14 protein-coding genes are annotated in these 16899 nt (G+C 33.6%); 6 read left to right on the top strand and 8 right to left on the bottom strand.

The features are described 5' to 3' along the window. Nucleotides 1–285 precede the first annotated feature (285 nt). Entirely contained in the window at nucleotides 286–744 is a 459-nt protein-coding gene (locus F1Z66_RS12595; RefSeq protein ID WP_149863981.1) for a hypothetical protein, read from the top strand. A gap of 415 nt (nucleotides 745–1159) precedes the next feature. On the opposite strand, the gene F1Z66_RS12590 is transcribed toward F1Z66_RS12595, so the two are convergent. From F1Z66_RS12590 to F1Z66_RS12570, 5 genes are all read right to left on the bottom strand, one after another. After that, nucleotides 1160–2029: a S1C family serine protease gene (locus F1Z66_RS12590; RefSeq protein WP_230207554.1), complete on the bottom strand. Its 870-nt coding sequence runs from the start codon at nucleotides 2027–2029 to the stop codon at nucleotides 1160–1162. Nucleotides 2030–2361: 332 nt separating this feature from the next. Beyond that, nucleotides 2362–3795 (bottom strand): MFS transporter, encoded by a 1434-nt coding sequence (locus tag F1Z66_RS12585; RefSeq protein WP_149863979.1) that lies wholly within the window; start codon nucleotides 3793–3795, stop codon nucleotides 2362–2364. 153 nt (nucleotides 3796–3948) lie between these two features. Then, nucleotides 3949–4779 (bottom strand): hypothetical protein, encoded by an 831-nt coding sequence (locus F1Z66_RS12580; protein WP_149863978.1) that lies wholly within the window; start codon nucleotides 4777–4779, stop codon nucleotides 3949–3951. Nucleotides 4780–5232: 453 nt separating this feature from the next. Then, the gene (locus F1Z66_RS12575; RefSeq protein ID WP_149863977.1) at nucleotides 5233–5970 is read right to left on the bottom strand and encodes a class I SAM-dependent methyltransferase; all 738 of its coding nucleotides are present in this window, start codon (nucleotides 5968–5970) and stop codon (nucleotides 5233–5235) included. A 184-nt stretch (nucleotides 5971–6154) separates the two neighbouring features. Continuing rightward, nucleotides 6155–6706: a hypothetical protein gene (locus F1Z66_RS12570; RefSeq protein ID WP_149863976.1), complete on the bottom strand. Its 552-nt coding sequence runs from the start codon at nucleotides 6704–6706 to the stop codon at nucleotides 6155–6157. Nucleotides 6707–7160: 454 nt separating this feature from the next. Here F1Z66_RS12570 and F1Z66_RS12560 point away from each other — a divergent pair, with 454 nt between their 5' ends. Beyond that, nucleotides 7161–7370, top strand: a complete 210-nt coding sequence (locus F1Z66_RS12560; protein WP_149863974.1) for a hypothetical protein — start codon at nucleotides 7161–7163, stop codon at nucleotides 7368–7370. A 249-nt stretch (nucleotides 7371–7619) separates the two neighbouring features. After that, nucleotides 7620–8222, top strand: coding sequence for a MarR family transcriptional regulator (locus F1Z66_RS12555; protein ID WP_230207553.1), 603 nt, complete (start codon nucleotides 7620–7622; stop codon nucleotides 8220–8222). Nucleotides 8223–8546: 324 nt separating this feature from the next. Here the strand turns inward: F1Z66_RS12555 and F1Z66_RS12550 are convergent, their stop codons facing one another. Both F1Z66_RS12550 and F1Z66_RS12545 read right to left on the bottom strand, forming a co-directional pair. After that, nucleotides 8547–10649, bottom strand: a complete 2103-nt coding sequence (locus F1Z66_RS12550; RefSeq protein WP_230207561.1) for a 6-bladed beta-propeller — start codon at nucleotides 10647–10649, stop codon at nucleotides 8547–8549. A gap of 336 nt (nucleotides 10650–10985) precedes the next feature. Next, nucleotides 10986–12650, bottom strand: a complete 1665-nt coding sequence (locus F1Z66_RS12545; protein WP_159357478.1) for a PQQ-dependent sugar dehydrogenase — start codon at nucleotides 12648–12650, stop codon at nucleotides 10986–10988. 1870 nt (nucleotides 12651–14520) lie between these two features. Between F1Z66_RS12545 and F1Z66_RS15645 the strand changes: the two genes are divergently transcribed. From F1Z66_RS15645 to F1Z66_RS12535, 3 genes are all read left to right on the top strand, one after another. Further along, a complete protein-coding gene (locus F1Z66_RS15645) occupies nucleotides 14521–14682 on the top strand; it encodes a hypothetical protein (RefSeq protein ID WP_154670563.1) in 162 nt (53 codons plus the stop codon). Between the two features lie 151 nt (nucleotides 14683–14833). Next, a complete protein-coding gene (locus F1Z66_RS12540; protein WP_149863971.1) occupies nucleotides 14834–15181 on the top strand; it encodes a hypothetical protein in 348 nt (115 codons plus the stop codon). Between the two features lie 11 nt (nucleotides 15182–15192). Then, complete coding sequence (locus F1Z66_RS12535; RefSeq protein ID WP_149863970.1) at nucleotides 15193–15723, top strand: hypothetical protein; 531 nt, start codon at nucleotides 15193–15195, stop codon at nucleotides 15721–15723. A gap of 539 nt (nucleotides 15724–16262) precedes the next feature. On the opposite strand, the gene F1Z66_RS12530 is transcribed toward F1Z66_RS12535, so the two are convergent. After that, nucleotides 16263–16562, bottom strand: a complete 300-nt coding sequence (locus F1Z66_RS12530) for a hypothetical protein (RefSeq protein WP_149863969.1) — start codon at nucleotides 16560–16562, stop codon at nucleotides 16263–16265. Between the last annotated feature and the right edge of the window lie 337 nt (nucleotides 16563–16899).

Here is a 16899-nt window from a genome sequence, read left to right as displayed (position 1 = left end):
ATGTTCGATAAAAGATAAACAAATTGCAGGAATACTTTTCTAACTTGCCGTTGTGCAAGTAAATTATTATTATTTTGGTAGCTTTGATTTTGTTCAAAATTATTTGATTTGGAATTATTTGAGATAAGGTTATGATAAATTAGTATCTGACATACTTTGTATTTGGAAACCGGAATGTTATTGAGAATCGACATTTGCAGATGAACCTGATGGCATAATTGCTGTATATAGTACTACTCAGTATACTAAAGTTAAATAATCCCCATACACTATTAAAATACATATATGCCAAGATCCAATTCAGCTGAACTAATCACATTAAGAGTTAACATAGTCAAAGAGTTGAGAGAAAAGTGGAAAAGGGAAAGGGAAAGAAATCCATTTGTTAATGAGCATTTTGGCGGGTTTGTAAATGAGCTTTTGCATGACATTCTCGAAAAAGACGAGTTTTTGAAGCACTATGCTCCATTTCTCTCAGAGGAAGGATGCACTCGAGATACGTTATATATTAAAGACTATAAGGAAAACAGAGTTACTGAAATACACCTTAATAATAACAAGTTATACTGCACCTTATGCACATCCTTTGATTGTTTTCACATACAATTTGCAATGGCAACTCCCAGAGTAGCTAAATTAAATATCGAAAACAGGACTTTGGATTCAGATTTAGAAGAAGAAGGTCAACAAGTAAAAAGGATTACTAACCAAAAGAGAAGAAAAAATTCCTTTTCAAAAGCATAGAAGTGTAAAAAAGACAGAGACATGAGGGTGGGGAAAAGTAGTCCTATAACCAATTATTTTAATCTATAATCATTTTTTTTGAATAAAAATAAAAAAATAAAAACACGACTAATTTCTATATATTGATTTATGCAGAATTTTTTGGATTCAAGGTTTTGCTTAAAACCTTTGCCTGATTGATTTGAAGATAATTTAGAAATTCATAATCTGACTGAGGTTCGAAAAAAAGGACGTCAAGACTATTTCTTTGTATTAAAGATTATTTGCGGATTATTATTCGACAATATCACAAAAGAAAAAATCTAAAGAAATGATTGTTTCCTCAAAATGTTATCGAATTTGTCAGTATCCGTACATACATTCAGGGAAAAAAGCAATCTATTTTCAAAAGCAAGGATGCTAAGAGAGAAAATGATTAGTTAAAGTTATTAGGATACGGCATCAAGACTATTTCTTTGTCAATTTTCTTTCCATACCTGTTAATGCTTATAGTTATTTTGTCTTTAACTGCCATTTTGCTAATGTGTGTAGATATTTGAAAAGGATCCCGGATTCGTATCCCATCAACTAATTCGATTATATCACCTTTGCGCAGATCTGCAAAATAACCTGGACTATCCTTTTGAACTTCTGCTATTAACGATCCCTCGGTTGTAGGTAGACTATATGCTTTCGCAAGTTCGTTTGTAATTTTAATTGTAGAAATGCCAATCCAAGGTCTATTCGTTACTCTGCCATTACTAATCAAGTCATTTATAATCATCTTTGCAACATTAATTGGTACAGCAAATCCAATTCCTTGAGCATATGGCATTTTTGCAGTGTTAATACCTATAACCTCACCTTTTGTGTTAACCAATGGTCCCCCCGAGTTTCCAGGATTAATAGCAGCATCTGTTTGTATTAATTCCATTGCACTATTTTCAAAGCGAAGTCTCCTATTCAAAGAGCTGATAATCCCAGCAGTAACAGATGGTCCACCTTCCAGACCAAATGGGTTTCCAATTGCTATAACAATCTGACCAATCTTTAATTCATCGGAATCACCTAATATCGCGTGAGAAAGGGCGTCTGTAGAATCAATTTTTATAATTGCCAAGTCAGTATGTCTGTCGTTACCAACTAAATTCCCGTCATAAACATTGCCATCTGGTGTGGTAACTCGTAATTTGTTGGCCTTTTCTATGACATGGTTATTGGTAAGAATATAACCTTTCTTGTCGATTATGACTCCAGAACCAACACCTTCAACAGGAAAGACACGTAAAAGTTGATCTTTGACCATTCGGACGCTTGCGATATTTACAACATTTTTGCCTATTTTTTCAACCGCATCTATGACTATATTTTCATTATTACCATCTAGTGGAATTATTTAAACTACTCCTCCTAAAACGTATCCAAAAAATTGGAAATAGTGTTTGACATCATTTATTCTAGCAGCCTCTCTTCCGCCACTTTTAACCCAGCCTTTAGCATTCATACAAATCACTAGTTAATTTATCACGGTAATCAGATATAAATTGTATAGTTACTATTAGGTAATCTTCTAAAACCCAAAGAAGAAAACCTTATTTAACCCATATAGTTAATTCAAAACTATTGGCTTTTGCAGAGTCAAGGTTTCTGTCTTAATAAATATTGAATAAATACTGACGAAATCATCAACAATGCCGAGATAAGAAAAACTGAATGAAGTGCATTCATAAATTTTTCAAATAATATATCCCTTTCAATGCTATTATTAGGATTATTATTAATATCTGCAAATGAACCTGTAAAAATCTTGCTAGTTTCTCCAGGTGGCAAAATTAGTGAAAATATGATAAAGATAAGTGCTATGCTAAAAGCGCTTCCTGTCATGACCAGAGTCGTGCTTATCCCCGCAGCTATACCCCGGTTATTTGGAGAAACCGAGTTCATTATCGCAGCTCGATTAGGGGAATTAAATATTCCCATTCCACTACCTATTAAGGATAAAGGTAGAACTAACTCAGAAAATGAAACTTGATTTCCCAATGTAGTCAATAGTAAAAAACCCGCGGCTGAAACCAATAGACCTATTTGTGAAATCACAGGCGAACGAAATTTGTCATAAAACCACCCAGTAATGGGAGCAAAAATAGCAAGTGTAAAAGATACTGGTATCAAATAAATGCCTGCATCTAATGGACTAAGCATCATACTTGGCCCCTGTAGGTAAAAAACTATTACAAAAGAAAATGCACCCCTAGCCATAGAATTCAAGAAAATAGTCAAATTGTTGCTAGTAAAATTCTTGATGCGAAAAAGCGTTAGATCAATCATAGGATGTAAGATTTTTTTCTCAGCATAATAGAATATTATTAACAAGATGACTCCCACTAAGATTAATAATAAAACAATGAATGCATCAATCAAATGAAAGGATCCGAATGTAATTCCTACTAATATAAACAGCATTGACAAAGTCATTAAAATGTTACCAACATAGTCAACTTTCTCCTTTTTAATTGAACCCAATTCTTTTAATTTGACAAAAGCCCACACGGTAGCGAGAATTCCTATAGGTATATTTATCCAAAATATGCTCCTCCATCCAAGGTAAGAAGTTAATACCCCACCAAGGACAAGACCTATCACTGAACCTATCACTATTGCTATTTGGTTTATGCCCAACGCTCTCCCTCTTTCAGACTCAGGAAAAGAGTCAGATAAAATGGCAGAACCATTTGAAAAAATAAATGCGGCACCTATGCCCTGGACGATCCTGAACATGATAAGCTGTTCGCCTGTGGAGGAGATGCAACAGAGGCCCGAACCAATTGTAAAGAGTGCAAATCCAAGATTATAAAGTCTAACTCGTCCAAACATATCTGCCAGACGACCAAATGTTAGCAAGACTGAGGATGTTACTACCCAATAACCAATGGTAATCCAAACCAAAGTTATCAAAGAAGTGTGAAGGTCAGAGGAAATAGAAGGAAGTGCAATTACAATAATGTTCCTATCCAAAGCCGCCATCAAGGTTCCCAAAGTTGTGTTACTTAACGCAACCCATTTGTAATTCAAAATAGCCTCTTTCCTTGTCTATGTGATTTGGCCATATACAAATGCTTCATTCTACCTTTATTTTAGCATAAAACCGGAATTTACCGAATACTTAAATTAAAATAATAATTTAAATAAAAATTAGGATTTATTGGGTAACCCCAATAATATATATCAGTTATCTTGTGCTGCTGCGTTGTTTCCTTCGTTATCTTGGTTTTGAACGTTGACGTTGTTACCTGAACCTTCAGAATCATCGCCAGAAGCTACATTGCTTCTTTGGTCAGAATCCTGTGATTGGCCTATACCTTGACTTGCACTGTTTCCGTTGTCGTTTTTGTCATGATGATTTCCGTGGTTATCATCATCGTCATTGTTATTTCCACTGCTTTGTGCTGCTGCGTTGTTTCCTTCATTTTCTTGGTTTTGTACGTTAATGTTGTTTCCTGAAAAGGCTGTGTCATCACCTGAAACTACTCCGCTTCGCTGACTTGAAGATTGTGATTGGCCTATACCTTGACTTGCACTGTTTCCACCATTGCCATCACCATTGTTATTTCCACCGCTTTGTTGTGCAATTGCATTGTTTCCTTCATTTTCTTGGTTTTGTACGTTGACATTGTTGCATGAAAGGAATGTACCTTCACCAGATACACATAATGCACTTTGATCAGAAGATTGTGATTGGCCTATACCTTGACTTGCACTGTTACCGTCATCATCGTCATCATCATCATCACTTCCACTGCTTTGTGCTGCTGCGTTGTTTCCTTCATTTTCTTGGTTTTGGAAACTCAAGTTGTTACAAGAGAATAAAGTACCATCCCCAGACACACATATTCCTAGCTGTGTTGATGCTTGAGATTGACCTATACCTTGATTCAGGTCGTTGCCTTGTGCGAATGCATTTGTAGTTATTGATGCTGGTGCTGCTAGCATGATAAATGCTAAAGCTATTACTGCAGAAACTGATAGTATTCCATTCTTTGATGCTGTACTAATCATTTAGTTATCTTAGGCGAAAAAGTATATAAAGACATTTCTAGAGAATTATTATGTAAAACATTTCTAGAAAATTATACCATAATCGAGAACATTGAGGGTTCCACTCAATTGGTATTTTAAACAAAAGTTTTTAAAATATTAAAGATTTGCAGATAAATCAGCATAAAGCTCAAATAATTACCAATATTTGCTTTAGCTGTATCCAAATCACCATATATTGCCACCAATTCACTCATAGTGATTGATATTTCTTTTTTCATTTGAAACAGTTTTGTCAAGTAAATCGTTTCGAAAATAAAATTATCAAATTTTAGTTAATAAATTATATTTTAATTAAAATTTGTATAATTAAGTTATAAACTTTTACTTCAAGGACACGAAATATCCTAATTTTATAATACTATTTAGATATGAATATATACATAAAATATTATGATATAGCTAATCAAAGGACTAATTATAGCCGTTAAGTAGAATCATCTTGTTAACTCCCTTACGAAAATTATACTTGACATCTTTAATTTCATAGTTTAGGCTGGTACTAGTTAATCGTTTTAAGTCGCTCATCAATTTCTCAAAGAATACAGGCAATTTCCCATTTGGAGTAACAACTGGGAAAATTCTAACTTCCTTTGTTGAAACGCGAATGAATTCAAGAATTGATTGTAAATGAAATTCATAGTCTAAAACATCGTGATAGTAAAATAACAAATTGCCGCTTAATACAAGATCAAAGGTCTTATCCTTAAAAGATAGTTTTGGCAATTTTGCATACACATAACGTTTTTCTATTAACCCAGCTTGATAATCTGTCAAAAATTTTTGCAATGGTAATCTCCTCGCTTTAAGCAGTCCATCAATATTATGATAATGTTCCCATTTATAGTAGTACGAAGTTTCAGACAATATCCTGGCCATATGTTTCAAGTCATTACTAGCAATATTTTCCAAGTTTGACAAATCCCTTGAATTATACATAACGTCGCAGCCGGTTACAAATCTTATCCCTTGCTCCCAAAATGACTCGCAGACAAATGATGACGATCCAGCAGGGCAATCTAATATTTCTAAATCTTTAATCTTTTGCACATCAAGATCGAACATATCAACATATTCTGAAAATGTCCGCCCAATGAAAACTACTCGATCCAAATTCAAGGAATTAACATCATTCATTTTGCCAGATTTCAAAGACCTATCCATTTACATAGGAGTACTACAGTATGTCAAAGAAAACTTTTACGAAGATAATCATTGTTTAAAATAGTTAAAAGTTCTTAATCCCAAAGTACAATTAAAAATATTACTAAATAGTAGCGAAAAAAAACAAGATAAATATTAGCTGTAGATTTTGGAATACCCTTTCTGTTAGAGTTTAATCCTTAAATCTAAACCTGATTGTTGTGCTGCTGATAGTCACGTTAACAGTCTTGTTGAAAATTTCATTAAACATTAGTTCAATTACTATTTTATGGTATAAAGACCAGTTTTCACCTAACTCATGTTTAAGTACGTATATATGGTAGCCATCCTGAATTGTATGGTTAGTTTCTGTAAGTGAGCTAGTCATTCGGGTCTCAAACCACGACAAAAAAGAATCAAGATCCATACGATTTTTCATAAATAAAGCGATATCATGAACTACATCTTTTCCTATTTCTTTGGCCATATTTTCAATATCTTCTTTAGTCATCTTACTGAAAAGCTGGACTACTATCGGTTTGGCAATAGGTATCATTCCCACCTTCGGTTCAAACATATCCCACTCTACATACCGCTTTAAAAGCTGATTGACCAGACTGTTTAAAGTGATTTGATTTCGTTCAGATTCATTTCTCAATACCTTTAAGACATATTCATCAAGTCTGAATGTCATTGTAGCAGTTTTTTTGGAATCACCATAACCAGCGTTGTCAGGATCATGCATCCAAAAATATTTGTATTTAATATAATAATATCTTTTGTTTCCCAATCAACATGAAAATTAGTTTCTCTTTCTGGTTCGCAATGGATAATTGCAACAGGGGCATCTTATCCCATTATATTTAATATACAAGCTACAACCTGTGCATCTCTTATATCCTAAGGCATACACAGATTCTTTTCCTCCTCCGGTTCTGTCAAACCTAACACATAAGCCTTTACAAACCAATATGCAAATGCCAAGACTAACAGAATTAAAGATTGAGTCTCGTTTGCAAGCAAATGCAATCAAAAGCATCGTCTTCTCTAAATATGCATATATATTAATACGGACAAAATGGTATTCCTTTTAGGCATTCGCCTCAGAATCAATTAAGATTCTAAAAATATCAATACTTTAAATGTGATTCACTATTTTATGATCTGGTCATTAAATACTATGTTTACAAGTACAAAGTATGATAACAACTTTTATTTTTGTTATAATAGGCCTTGCTGCCATATCAAGTTTCACCATAAATGTAGCTTTAGCACAAACAGACAATGGTAGTAACAATAATTCTGATACTCTAGGGCAGAAGTTGAATCTTACAAATACATCCCTAATGAATGGCTCTAATATGTCAAACATTACTACTCCAACAGGAAATGCAAACACATACAGGTGAAATTCTGCTGAGGTAGAACAGTTTTTTTGTCAAGCCTTTACAAGATTTAAATATTGAGACAACAGGCAGAAAGATTATTTTGGAACCTGGACCGATTGACTATTAAAATTTGTTAAGGTATAAATAAAATTTATCATATCATGCAATAATTAGATAAAAACAATAAAGTAAATATAAAAAATAAATAAAATAATAACCTGAAATATTAGTAATTTGATAGTTTAAATATTTTCATTATTAAATAATACTGTGTCGTCGAACCCTAGTTTTAATGAGAGCCCTAATCATTTTATGGTGCTTGATGCCATTTCGCGAGGAATGAAAAAAATAGACAGTATAGCAAAAGTTACAAAATTATCAAAAGATCAAATTGAACTCATAGTAAATGATCTGAAAAATCAAAAACTAGTCAACGTAGTAATTAAGAAAGGCTTTTTTGGTAATAAGAAAATTGAATTCTATATCACTGAGACTGGCGACAAACTTTTGAATTCAAAAAAAGAGGAACTATCCTATAAATCTCAAAAACTTCAACAGCTATATGAGAGCGGGAACAGGACCCAGATGCAGAGTTATATGGATGACAATAGAATGTGGATGCCGATGATGTTATTCTCCGGTATACTGAATATGGTAATGTTTGCTTCTATGATGTCATTTATGGGAATGGCGATGAGCCCCGCCGAAAGTGCCCAAACCGAAGGTCAGGTGGACGATTCAAGTGGGGCTGCAGACTCGGGAGCAGCCGACACGGGAGATACGGGCGGTGCAGGTGATGTTGATTCAGGCGGATTTGATAATGCAGGATTTGATACCGGGGGATTTGATACCGGGGGATTTGATTCATTTTAGTTCCAGTCGAGTATCAAGTAGAAACTTAACATTATTTTTTTTAGATCATCACCTCTTTCAAAAATATCTAGATTCTATCAAAGAGAATAAAAATTAGAAAAAAGATAAAATATTGTTATTATTAGTACGACTATTTTTTTATTATTTTTTAAAAATATATTACAATTAAATCTAAGTTCTTGGCAAATTAGTGTGATTAGCAAATATGTACACTTGAGAATTAAAAAATAAAAAAATCTTGCGATGTACAGACTTGCCTTGATACTTTTCAGATTCAAATTCATGCAAGAATTTAAACTATCCATATATTCAACAATAAAGGAATTATCCATTCAAGTCCTTAAGGTTTGATGCAGTCACCACAATACTTCCATACAAATGACTCCAGGCTGGATCATAGTAATCATAATTACCCGGGTTTTGCAAAGTTATATTGTAAGATTCCCCTGGACCAAAGTAATCACCATAAAATTCGTTAGATGGACCCTGATCCGGAGTTCCTGAGACTATTTGATGATATGTGGAGTCCTTGTTTAGCCAATTGATTACCGTTCCTTCGCTAACTGTCAGATTCCTCGGTGAAATGGGGTTCTGACTTGCACTGTTTGTTGCCCCAGGGTTAATGGTTATCGTAGCAGTTATCAGTTCTGGTGACGTTCTATCAATACTCTGCTCATTTTCGGAAGTAATATTTATGGTATGAAAATCAGAAATATTTTTGCTAGTAGAAGTATAATTTGAAATGGCAGGTAATTTAGAATGTCCAGTTTCGTTAACGTTTTCAGGTTTTTCCAACAATGAATTTGATCCATCCTGTTGTGGAGAGAACTGGATTATCTTAAATGAAACCCCAAAAATCCCTGAGCCATATCCCCTAGGATCCGTTGTAGCAACAATGTTTCCCAGCTGATTAACATCTAGATCTGAAAGCCTCAAATTGGATTCTGCATCCGATGTATGGTATTCATTGACAAATGTTCCATTATTATCGAATTTTTGAATCCGAGTATAATCATTATCTATAACATAAATGTCGCTATTTGGACCCGTAGCAATTGAGGTTGGGGACTGTAAAAATACAGGATACAAGGAATCAGATGACCACGTACTCAGTTGTAAACCGTCAGGATTAAAAGTATATATTCTATTGTTAACTGGGTCAGAAATGTAGATTTTGTCCAAATAATTTATCGAAATATCTTTGTGATTTGACCCGTCACTTTGAATTCCGGTATGCCAAACCGACAAAAAGTTTCCGTTATTATCGAATTTTTGAATGCGATCTGTGCCATCATCAATTACGTAGAGATTGTTATTTGAATCTACATCAATAGCAATAGGGAGAGAGAACTGACCATCTTTAATGCCCGCAGATCCCCACTGAGTGATAAAGGTTCCGTTATTATCGAATTTTTGAATTCTATTATTGACAGAGTCCACAACAAAAATGTCATTTGACGAATCCGTGATAAGGTTTCGGGGTCCTAAAAATTGGCCTTCGTCAATACCAGGAGAACCGAGTGTCACTTCACTAGAAACATACGATCCATTATCAGTGGATAAGTACTTTATGACCCGGTTTCCAACATAGTCAGCAACATACAAGTTTCCATCTTTGTCAAAGGTTATACCAACAGGCGAAATGACCTGTCCGTTCCCTGTTCCATTAGTGCCCCAATAAGCCTTGGGATAGTATTCTGAAAGTGATAAAGAGTTAGAAAGATTATACAGAGATTCAAATGTGCTGTTTGTTTGTGAATCGGTGTCACCAAACATATGACCTGAGAAAAATGATTCAAAAGTTCCTAGTGGGGAAATTTCAAGGGACATTGAATCCTTTACATTTTTGTTATTTTCACCCCCAAGTAGTTTGTTAAGTAGCTGATGTGCTTTTCCCAAAATTCCACCGTTTGAAAATAAACCTGATGCAGAACTTGATTCATTGGTTTTCTCGTCGGATGCTAGATCTGTTTGATCTGCCACTACTGGTTGAGTAAAGTTAACTGTAGTTTTATCAGGTGAAGACGGTGTCGTATTATTGGTTAATAACAAATTCTCACTGACATTGAACCCAGTGTCAGATGTCACAATAATATGACCTTTTATGTGATTCCAGACCGGATCATAGTAATCATAATTACCCGGGTTTTGCAAAGTTATATTGTAAGATTCCCCTGGACCAAAGTAATCACCATAAAATTCGTTAGATGGACCCTGATCCGGAGTTCCTGAGACTATTTGATGATATGTGGAGTCCTTGTTTAGCCAAAGGATCGTTGTACCTGAATTAACGGTAGCATTAGTAGGCCAAATAGGATTTTGGCTTCTACTATCAGTGGCCCCGGGGTTAATTGAAATAATCAATGACCCTGTCTGAGAAAAAGCGGGATTTATATAAGAAAAAAACAAGACTAGAACCAACATCATACTGTTCAAAGTAATAGTCACCTTCATGATTAATCTGGTAGAATATTGTCTAGTATATATTGATGATCATATATTGCGAAGATATCTAAGGGAGAATAAGAACGAGTTTTTTTTATATTCCATAGTCATATACTAAATATTCAAGCAATGGAAAGTTTAGAAAAAAAGTTTCCCTAAGGAAGATACTGGAAATAATTCATTAAAGATAGTGATAATTGAATTCTTGATATTTTCAAAAAAAGGTTTTAAAAAAGCAACTTGATTAAACAGCACTATTTTACAGTAGAGTTTACAAATGATAATGAGTTTCATTATTTTTTATGTTTTTAACTTATTTCAATTTACTATAATTTCACCAACCATTGATGGATGATAGAAGCAATAATATGGATAGGTACCTGAGTTATCAAATGTTAGACTATAATACTGATTGGGTATAATTGCTTTTGAATCAAATGCTTGTCCTGAATCTCCTTCATTGTCATGCCCAGAAGTTACGGTATGTGATATCGTATCCCCATTGTACCATGTTATGGTTTGTCCTCTTTCTACTGTTATTGGGTTGGGTGAGTATGATTTATCTCCCTTTAGACCCATAATAATTACAGAATTTGAGCCATTAGGTGGTGTAGGGTTTTGATCATCACCATTTTCCTGAGCAGAAATATTTTCTTGAGAATTATTTCCAAGACTCTCATCAGCTGTCATGTTATTTGTTGAAGGCACGATCTTAAATAGGGTACCAGTATAGCTTAATACATACAAATATCCGTCAGGTCCAACTTCTATATCAGTTATTCCGCCAAAACCCTGCCCAAAAACTAATGGTTGATTTTCCCTAGGATCATTTATCTCCTTATCGGACAATGGATTGGTGTCTGTGGAATTTGTATTGGTGGCACTTAAATCATCTCGGGCATTATTCAAAATAAACCTATACAATAATCCGTTGTTTATGTCCCCTACAAACATATCATTTTGGTATTCTTTGCCCATTTTGTCTGAATTCATAAACTTTAGTGCAGTAATTCCTATTGGAGTAATCCAAGTTAACTTTGGTTCAGAATAAGAGCTTTTACCGAACATCACTAATTCGTCCGGACCAGCACCATTTCCCAGGAGATCATCATAAGAAGGGCCCTGGATTAGGGCCCACCCACTGTTAAAGCCAGGATATACCAAATTAATTTCGTCGCCAGTAAATGGCCCATTTTCTGTATCCCATAAATTACCAGTTACAGGATCAAAGTCTATCCCAAAACTGTTGCGTATACCCATGGCATAGTACAAACTTAGTGGAAGAGAATCCCCAAATATTGGATCGTCAACAATCTGTCCGTCTTGAGTTATTCTCAAAACACCACCAAGACCATTAGGCTCGGGACCATTGGCCGTATTTTGAGCCTGAGTTCTATGTCCACCTACTTCTCCTATAACGTAATAGATGTTATTGTCTGGACCAATCCTGATCTTTCCACCATTATGTTCTCCCCGCCCATTATCAGGAATTGCAGGCAAATCGAGCAAAAGCACTGGATTTTCTAAATGACCATTTACATATTCATATCTGTATAATCGATTACCAGCAGGGTCTATTTTACCCGTTACATCGCTTCCATCCTCATTATTTCCAGATTCCGTATAAGAAGTAAATACATAAATTTTACCGTCAGTTTGTTTAGAAATAGCTATCCCTAACAGCCCACGTTCTATGCTTGTAGCAACATTTACATCTAACGCGGGTTCATCCTGTAACTGACCATCTAAAACTCTCATTACTTTCCCAGTCTCTTTCTCAGTTACTAAAATATCATTTGGTCCCAAAAATGCCATACTAGTGGGAGCGTTTAACCCATCAACTACTTTTTCAACCTTTAACCGGTCATCCTCCACTGTTGGACCATTAGGTGCCTGTGGAGCTTTAACATACGCACCGTAAGTGAATTTGCTTATCCCCACTAGCGAAGAAGAAGTAATCATTGATACCAACAGTACCGACATAAATAACATCAGAAAATTTAATTTAAAAAATTTTAATTGAAACATGTTTGTCAAATAATTTCATTTTGAGTACAAATAAAGACTATTCGGAATTATTAAAAAATGGATAAAACCATATAATCACGAATTTTATTATCCCCGCTGGAAATATATTGAAATTTGTATGAATTTTTCATCTTATTATCACTATTTATCTTAAATCAACGGAAAGCCTTGGAACTGTCACTAAATTTTTAACCCTCTTTTTTTGACAATCTGCATATAAACAAAGATAAACTTGTCATAAATTAATTTTTCATCCTCAGATAATACTTGATGGAAAGGACTTAAAAGATTATGATACAATTAACTAAATATCAAAAAGTAATTAATAATCCTAATTCGGTTAGATTATCTTTTGGTAATATTATTAATCTTTCATAGTAGCATTGTTTTTACCATATTATCGTTAAAAAGGCTAAAATGAAAGGTAACTCTATTGATTGAGCAAGCAGAAATTTTAGGCAAAAGGAAATTAATCGTCCCAGCAAAAATTTTAAATATAAACCGGTTGTTACCGCCGTCAAGCTGATAACACACCTGTCAAATATTATTATAAATTAACTATACTTTAATATAACAGCACAAAAAACCTAAAAATTGATTTTTCCTTAAGAATAGAAATTTATTTTTATTTTGTCTAAAATAGGATTCATCCATTACATATTAGATACGTACCAACTCATCTAGATAGTAGGGTATAGATATACATCATAAAAAAAATTTAAAGCCCATTTACATTCTTATTTTGAAATAACTAGTCTACTGATTACTCAAAGACTGTCGACGCTACAGAAACAAATCAATCTCTTATAATTGAATTCTTTTTAGAGAAGAATTTAACGAAATCAAATCATAAACCAAAATGCTTATGCAAGAACTTTGTCACCCCTATTACAATAATTACAGATTATCTCTTGACCGATTTTGTAATAATCCAGGTTTAGGAATTTTAGGCACCTACTGCAGAAAGCAAAGTCAATTCGAAGCCCTTTCCTATCGACTTGATTTGTCAGCTCTTGGGTCATTCTTACCATAGAAACTTAATTAGGATTCTATAACATAAAAGATTCTCTACATCCTACTGTATAAAAATCCCTTGTTTTCCTATACAAATATTATGCTCATAAATAATTTTAGTCATTCCTCCTGTTTCAAATGTAGCAAGTTTCTGATATTTCCTGCTACCGATCATAAAACTACAAGGAGCAATAACTTTCGAATGAATTGAGGAAGATGCTCATCAAAAGAGCGACTCCAAGGTTACTGAAACATAATGTTCCTGCCCATTTCGTTTATTGTTCTAGATACTTATAATTGGTTTGTTCCTACTATTATGGCTTTTTCAGATTTTTACAATGCGAGGAATGGTAATGTTAAAAAAACAATAACTAATGTTTACCAGCACAAACTTGATTATGACAATTAGATATAACAAATCGTCATTTTCCGAACCTCATGTAGAGGTAAAGTTGAATGGGTATAATCAAAAAATAAAAGATAATGAAATTCCAAATAATCGGCGTGTGAGAAGCAATAGCAACTAATTTTAACTGATCTCCATTCAAATTTAATAGATGCTAATCGAGTTTATTATTAAAAATAACTAACTAATTCCAAAAAGACTAGCAAATATCTAATCTAGATCTTAAAACACTAAGACTAGATAAAGTAAAAAAGTATAACCGTGTCAATTTGGAATTGAACGGATATGTCCCCTTCCCAAAGAGACAGATTGCAGGATTTGCTAAATAATAATGCCCTGAAAATTGTTGCAAACTTTTCACACAAAATGGAAAAATAGCAAAGCTAATCAGATATGAAGTTGTAAATGACCAAAGTAATAAAAGGTGAAATCAAAATAGTACATCCAGCTTTTTTGTTGTTTTCTATAGGATTTGTGGCAGTGTTTCTAGTGTTTGTAGGTATAGCAGGATTTAGAAAACTTTATGAAAAAATTAGACATCGGAGTCATAGTAATAATTTGTATTAAAATAAGAACTGTGAAATAGATTGGATTACGGATAGAAAGATGTGTAGGGTATGTTAGATAACCTTTGAGAAAACAAATTTTCGCTTTGACCTTATTATTAGTCGGTTTCAGCAATATTAATGGAAAAATCGAAATTCGGAAGATAAAGTGAATGAGAGAATTAAATAATGTGGATATGATTGAAAAATACAGACTAGTCTTGAATAATCGGACATTGGCTCTTGAACCTAAACCATCGAAAAGAGATCGCACAGTTGGAACACCATCAAATGGTTCCATTCATGCTACAGGTTGCAAAATGATTCAAGAAACCTTTAAAGAAAATGAACTTTATCCTCCCAAAAGTTGTAACTGGATCCAAAATGAATCAATGCCAACAAAAATAATAGGATCCGCCGCTAATAGGGGTAATAAAATATATGCAATTGGGCAAAAGGCACAACAAAATCTGACAGATTTAAGAGTAATAAAAACCGTCACCCAAGTGACAGGATACTAGTGAAATAAAATATGCTAAAACATAATTCTAAAAAAAAATCAGATAATCGAAGCAATCTGATAGTATTATTAGTCGTAGTGATGTTGGCTTTATCTTTGGATATTGTATTATCTACTACTGCAATTTACCCGTATTTAGTCTATGCCCAAGTTCAAAATATCACAAAACAAGGGACATTTAATTACACCCAAACTGACACATCGGGCAATCCGGATTGGATAAATACCGGGAATTGGTCGTTGAAAAAGTCTCCGTCTGAAGTAATTGCCTTTGATGCAGTCATAAGTATGGCAAAGCCTAACGGCTCGGAAGAGCATATACACAGAGTCGGTGATCTTACAATTTCATACGCTCCAATTAAGCAAACTAATTCCACCATAATAAAAGGAACAACAACCATTACAATGGAAAATGGGTTTTTTGTTTCTGAAGATCCCACCACCATCAAACTGGGTGAAAGGAATATTTCGGTATATTTTGATACATCCAAGATCAATAACCATTTTGGTAACCACTCAATTACCGGTATGGTAACACAATAGGAAAAAGATGATCCAATCCATATGTAAAGAAATAATTTCTTACAGAAATAATATGGTCATGATGGGATTAATATTGATAGCGCTCTTAAGATCGGATTCTTTCTGATATATGCCGATCACAGAGTTGAAAATTTTAAAAATACCTTTAGAGTTTAATGAAAACGTATGAAAGTGAAATACTATTGCTATTCTCAAAAGAATTGAAAAATAGACTATTTCTTCAAAATACTTAACCTATAAAAAATATTCATTCATTGATTTGCAGATTAGTTTAGAAATCCATTTTGAACTGGGTTTTAGTTCTCTACTCTCTTGCCTAAAAAAAACCATAGATTCAAGAGAAAATGTTTTATTCAGCAAAGTTAAAAGTAATCATCTTTGATAATATTGTTTCTCTTAAATTAGATATTAATACACATCAATCTCAAGGAATTATACTAAATACTCTTTATTGTGTCCGTAAGCTAGGAACATATGAAGTAGATTTAGGATTGATAAATGAAAAATTATGAAATGCATAATGCTGGAGGCAGATTAATTTACACAAGCAGTTCATGTAGAGATTCATATCTTTTTATATATTCCATACCCTTTATCGATATAACATAGTGTGGAACGTTTTCATATTCTCTATTAATTAAAAGATTTTTGTTTACTACGGGTTTAATTAGCCCTTTTGAAAGTAATAAAATCAACACCTTTCTATTAGTTGCGATTCGGTGTTTGGTTAGTGGAACTGGGTATTGACTTAGATATGTTAGAGTTTCATAAAGGGAATCATAGTGGGTATTATACTCTTTATTATATTTGAAATGATTATTTTTTGGAACTAGAGCCATGATGAAATACCCATATCCAAATTATCATGATCCTTAAAAGCCATAGGGATTTATAATACTGCAATATTTTTTCATATATTTTATGTGGTAAAATAATACTTGAATGGTTTTAACACAAAGTATCCATAGATAAAAGATATGATTGGTTGATAAGGTATTTGGAGGGTTATCATTTATGATCATCTTCTTAGGCACAAATAGTTAATACTTTTTGTTAATTCAAGAACTGCGTGTTCATAAGAATGGTTCTAGTTTCAGATAGCCTCTTTCTCAAAGTCATGATATTGATATTGGCTGCTGCAGCAATCTTTGATTGGGAGATCCTTTGCTTGTGTTT

This window comes from Candidatus Nitrosocosmicus agrestis (genome assembly GCF_008389435.1).
In the GTDB taxonomy this organism is placed as follows: domain Archaea; phylum Thermoproteota; class Nitrososphaeria; order Nitrososphaerales; family Nitrososphaeraceae; genus Nitrosocosmicus; species Nitrosocosmicus agrestis.
Note: the sequence above shows the minus strand (reverse complement) of the source record. Positions and strands in the feature narration are given on the sequence as shown.

Bases quoted from the DNA above. Each gene is read 5' to 3' on its own strand.
- F1Z66_RS12595 (WP_149863981.1), top strand. From the start codon at position 286: ATGCCAAGATCCAATTCAGCTGAACTAATCACATTAAGAGTTAACATA.
- F1Z66_RS12590 (WP_230207554.1), bottom strand. From the start codon at position 2,029: ATGGTCAAAGATCAACTTTTACGTGTCTTTCCTGTTGAAGGTGTTGGT.
- F1Z66_RS12580 (WP_149863978.1), bottom strand. From the start codon at position 4,779: ATGATTAGTACAGCATCAAAGAATGGAATACTATCAGTTTCTGCAGTA.
- F1Z66_RS12570 (WP_149863976.1), bottom strand. From the start codon at position 6,706: ATGCATGATCCTGACAACGCTGGTTATGGTGATTCCAAAAAAACTGCT.
- F1Z66_RS12560 (WP_149863974.1), top strand. From the start codon at position 7,161: ATGATAACAACTTTTATTTTTGTTATAATAGGCCTTGCTGCCATATCA.
- F1Z66_RS12550 (WP_230207561.1), bottom strand. From the start codon at position 10,649: ATGATGTTGGTTCTAGTCTTGTTTTTTTCTTATATAAATCCCGCTTTT.
- F1Z66_RS12545 (WP_159357478.1), bottom strand. From the start codon at position 12,650: ATGTCGGTACTGTTGGTATCAATGATTACTTCTTCTTCGCTAGTGGGG.
- F1Z66_RS15645 (WP_154670563.1), top strand. From the start codon at position 14,521: ATGACCAAAGTAATAAAAGGTGAAATCAAAATAGTACATCCAGCTTTT.
- F1Z66_RS12540 (WP_149863971.1), top strand. From the start codon at position 14,834: ATGAGAGAATTAAATAATGTGGATATGATTGAAAAATACAGACTAGTC.
- F1Z66_RS12535 (WP_149863970.1), top strand. From the start codon at position 15,193: ATGCTAAAACATAATTCTAAAAAAAAATCAGATAATCGAAGCAATCTG.
- F1Z66_RS12530 (WP_149863969.1), bottom strand. From the start codon at position 16,562: ATGGCTCTAGTTCCAAAAAATAATCATTTCAAATATAATAAAGAGTAT.